Below are 3,223 nucleotides of genomic sequence, written 5' to 3' on the forward strand. Positions count from 1 at the left end.
TTTATATATCCATGCAAACACTTTATTGTAAATATTAATTATTTTTTCCATTTTCAAACTCCTGTTTTGTTATTTTTTCAACAATCACGCTACCACCCTCTTTATAAAACTTTAAATAAACTTTACCACTTGATAAATCTAGCTGCTCACTATTGTCATTAAGCTGCCAAATTTCCACAACCGGATAATCTGATTGCATAAAAAACACAGCATTCAATGAAAAATAACAGCACTCGTATAAATTTTCAAGTTTTGCTATATCTGCAAGATACGCCATATTTTTGCAATGTTCATTGGTTTTTATAAATACTGAAAATTCATGACCATAATCAATAATACTAGCGCTTTTTGATGGATGTTTTTTAATAAACTGGTGAGCAAGCATATTAAAAAACTCCTCACCAACCAAGCGTTTAACGCAACTATAACTACTAGCTAGGGCTTGAGTCATGCTAATAAAATACTGATTATGATAAATTTTGATTAAGTCACTACCAGTAAAATTGGCGTTATCTAAATAGTTCTTAGCTTTGTTAGGGTCTAAAATATCTTGATAAAAATCTTGTTGTAATTTTTTAAGCATCTAAAAAACCTTGAGCTTTTTGCGCCTCATTTAATAAAACTGATAAATCAGGAATATCGGTATCCCATTCAATAAGGGTTGGCTTATTGCCTATTGTGTTGATGGTTTTTTTATATAAATCCCATACTTCACTACTAATTTTTTTACTATGATCATCAATCAAAATTGTGCCCTTGGCTAGATTTTTTTCAGTATATCCTGCCAGATGAATCTCACCAACATCATCTCCATTAATGGCATCTAGATAATCATTTGCCTCATATCCATGATTAAAACAACTCACAAAAACATTATTAACATCGAGCAACAATCCACAGCCAGTCAAGCCAGGTAAACTGGCAAAAAAATCCCATTCGGGTATTTTAGAGTCTTTAAAGCGTAAATAAGAAGACGGGTTTTCAATTAAGATTTGTCTACCCAGAAAATCTTGAACTTGTTTAACTTTGTCAACAAAATTATCCAGCGCCTGTGCCGTATAAGCGATTGGCAATAAATCATTGATGTAATTATTGTCAACACTCGACCAAGACAGGTGATCAGAAACCAAATCAGGGTTAAACCTATCAATAGCATCCTTGAGATTTTGTAAATGCTGCTGGTTAAGTTTATCGCTAGAACCTAATGACAGACCGATACCGTGAAGACTAATTGGATAATTATCAGCAATTTGCTCTAATTGATAAGTGGCTAAATTATCATAAAAAAAATTCTCAGAATGCACCTCAAACCAATTTATTTTTGGCTTTTCATCCAGCACCTGCTGTAAATGTTGATGACGTAGTCCAATACCAGAATTGTTAATTTTTTCTACCAAAACTGATACCAAGGCTTGGCTGACTTAGCAGCAATTTTTGTAGTTGCCAAGCCTTTATCAATCCAACCATAATTAATACCACCATCAAGCTCGTAGATATTTTTATAAGCCGTTTCACTATTTAAAAACTTACCAATGGTTTTAGTGCGATTAGCATGAGCACAAACTAAAATAAATTCTGTGGCTTTTGTAGGTACAATTTTTTCTAAATCAGCCAGCCATTTTTTAGCATTATATTTGCCATTTTTATCAAAAAAAGTTAATTTGTGCGACCCTGGAATAACACCATATTTGTTGTATTCATCAACCCTACGAACATCGATGATAATGGTACCATTTGTCTGTTTGGCAAGCACCTCGTTTGTTGTTAAAGTAGTAAAACTAGCCAAAACATTGGTAGAAATGAAAAACATAATAATTAGTATTTTTTGCATTATTTATCCTATTTAAAGTTTGTTGCGATTTTCACAACTAGAGCAGTTGAATATTTTATAAACTGGACAGCGCCCCATAAGCCCAGTAACTAGTGGAACAATTCCAATCAATGCCCATAATGCACCACCATAAATTGCATAAATAATAAGGGCAATGCCTAGTATTATTCTCAAAATTTTATCAATTTTTCCTACGTTCTTTTGCATATCAATACTCCAAAAAACAGCTAAGCTATAAAAATAACTTAGCTGTATATTAACTACATAGAAGAGGATGTTAAACTGCCGCCAACTAACTTGTCGCAAAGACCAACTGGCAGTGCAACAAACGCATCTTCCTGTCCATCTACTGTTGAAGTGCCAGCACAAGATGAAGTTTTAGTAGCACAATCGTTTTGTCCTGCTTCAACCACACCGTAACATTTTTCCTTGGAGGCTGCTTGTGCATCTAAGACAAGCGCGTTAGAGCCTAGTATTGCAATAGTTGCCAGTGATGCTTTTAATGTTTTATTCATTTTCTTATTCCTTATAAAGTTAATTAAAAAGTGCAGATTTTTTATTATCTACGCTACAATATACGCAATCATTTTTTTAAAGTTTCAATTAATGGAAAAAAATCTAGAATTTTATTTTGTCAAGTTGCAACAAGATAAAACCCAAAGAAGCTTTGAGCAAATATATAAATTAACATCTTTGCGTCTTTTTGGCGTCATCATCCGTATATTAAAGAGAAAAGAGCTTTCTGAAGATTGTCTGCAGGAAGTTTATATAAAAATATGGAATCGACTAGATTCTTATAATGCGGAGAAAGCCAATATGATGACTTGGATGTCCACCATTGCTAGAAACCACGCGATTGACTACGTGCGTAAGCACGAATTACCCATTCAAGATGATTTCGAGCTCAGTATTATTAAAGATGAGCAAATACACTTCTTAAACTCTCTTGAGGCAAATGATGCCAGCAAACAGTTACATGATTGTTTAAAGCAGCTTAAGGCAGAATCTAGAACAGTGGTATTTATGGCCTATTTTAACGGCCTTACTTATGACAATATTGCTAAAGCAGTTGGCTCTCCAGTTAATACAGTTAAAACCTGGGTTTCAAGATCGCTGCCTATTTTAAGAAAATGCCTGGAGGGTGATCATGCCTAATCATGAAAACCTTGCTTATGAATATGCACTAGGTCTTTTAACTCAAACAGAGAAAGACCAAATCGAACTAACGCCAGAATTTTTAGCTGAAGTGGAGCATGCGCATCTCAAACTCTCAGCGCTTCAACTTCAAGCGCCATTAGATAAAAGTAGCGCTAAACAAATTTGGAATAACATTAGTCAAGAAATTAAAACACAAGAACCAACTTGGCAACAGACTCTTCAATCACGTTTTAG

Annotated in this window: 7 protein-coding genes; 2 read left to right on the top strand and 5 right to left on the bottom strand. The window is 34.0% G+C overall.

Annotation, left to right across the window (positions count from 1 at the left end; all coding sequences use genetic code 11):
• Positions 1–34 precede the first annotated feature (34 nt).
• From PSN35_RS06755 to PSN35_RS06775, 5 genes are read right to left on the bottom strand one after another with little or no spacing between them, the layout of a single operon-like run.
• A complete protein-coding gene (locus PSN35_RS06755; RefSeq protein WP_300031248.1) occupies positions 35–583 on the bottom strand; it encodes a DNA-binding domain-containing protein in 549 nt (182 codons plus the stop codon).
• Positions 576–1,397, bottom strand: a complete 822-nt coding sequence (locus PSN35_RS06760) for a DUF692 domain-containing protein (RefSeq protein ID WP_300031252.1) — start codon at positions 1,395–1,397, stop codon at positions 576–578. Before PSN35_RS06760 ends, PSN35_RS06755 begins: the two co-directional genes overlap by 8 nt.
• A complete protein-coding gene (locus PSN35_RS06765; RefSeq protein WP_300031255.1) occupies positions 1,391–1,831 on the bottom strand; it encodes a rhodanese-like domain-containing protein in 441 nt (146 codons plus the stop codon). The genes PSN35_RS06760 and PSN35_RS06765 overlap by 7 nt, the downstream gene beginning before the upstream one ends.
• A gap of 12 nt (positions 1,832–1,843) precedes the next feature.
• Positions 1,844–2,038 (bottom strand): DUF2892 domain-containing protein, encoded by a 195-nt coding sequence (locus PSN35_RS06770; protein ID WP_300031258.1) that lies wholly within the window; start codon positions 2,036–2,038, stop codon positions 1,844–1,846.
• Positions 2,039–2,091: 53 nt separating this feature from the next.
• Positions 2,092–2,346: a DUF2282 domain-containing protein gene (locus PSN35_RS06775; RefSeq protein WP_300031260.1), complete on the bottom strand. Its 255-nt coding sequence runs from the start codon at positions 2,344–2,346 to the stop codon at positions 2,092–2,094.
• A 91-nt stretch (positions 2,347–2,437) separates the two neighbouring features.
• On the opposite strand from PSN35_RS06775, the gene PSN35_RS06780 reads away from it, so the two are divergent.
• The gene (locus tag PSN35_RS06780) at positions 2,438–2,986 is read left to right on the top strand and encodes a sigma-70 family RNA polymerase sigma factor (RefSeq protein ID WP_300031263.1); all 549 of its coding nucleotides are present in this window, start codon (positions 2,438–2,440) and stop codon (positions 2,984–2,986) included.
• On the top strand, positions 2,979–3,223 hold a 245-nt coding region (locus tag PSN35_RS06785), incomplete at its 3' end, for a hypothetical protein (RefSeq protein ID WP_300031267.1). The genes PSN35_RS06780 and PSN35_RS06785, both read left to right, overlap by 8 nt.

Origin of the sequence: Candidatus Thioglobus sp. (assembly GCF_028599055.1) — a bacterium.
GTDB lineage: Bacteria > Pseudomonadota > Gammaproteobacteria > PS1 > Pseudothioglobaceae > Thioglobus_A.

Bases quoted from the DNA above. Each gene is read 5' to 3' on its own strand.
- PSN35_RS06755 (WP_300031248.1), bottom strand. From the start codon at position 583: ATGCTTAAAAAATTACAACAAGATTTTTATCAAGATATTTTAGACCCT.
- PSN35_RS06765 (WP_300031255.1), bottom strand. From the start codon at position 1,831: ATGCAAAAAATACTAATTATTATGTTTTTCATTTCTACCAATGTTTTG.
- PSN35_RS06770 (WP_300031258.1), bottom strand. From the start codon at position 2,038: ATGCAAAAGAACGTAGGAAAAATTGATAAAATTTTGAGAATAATACTA.
- PSN35_RS06775 (WP_300031260.1), bottom strand. From the start codon at position 2,346: ATGAATAAAACATTAAAAGCATCACTGGCAACTATTGCAATACTAGGC.
- PSN35_RS06780 (WP_300031263.1), top strand. From the start codon at position 2,438: ATGGAAAAAAATCTAGAATTTTATTTTGTCAAGTTGCAACAAGATAAA.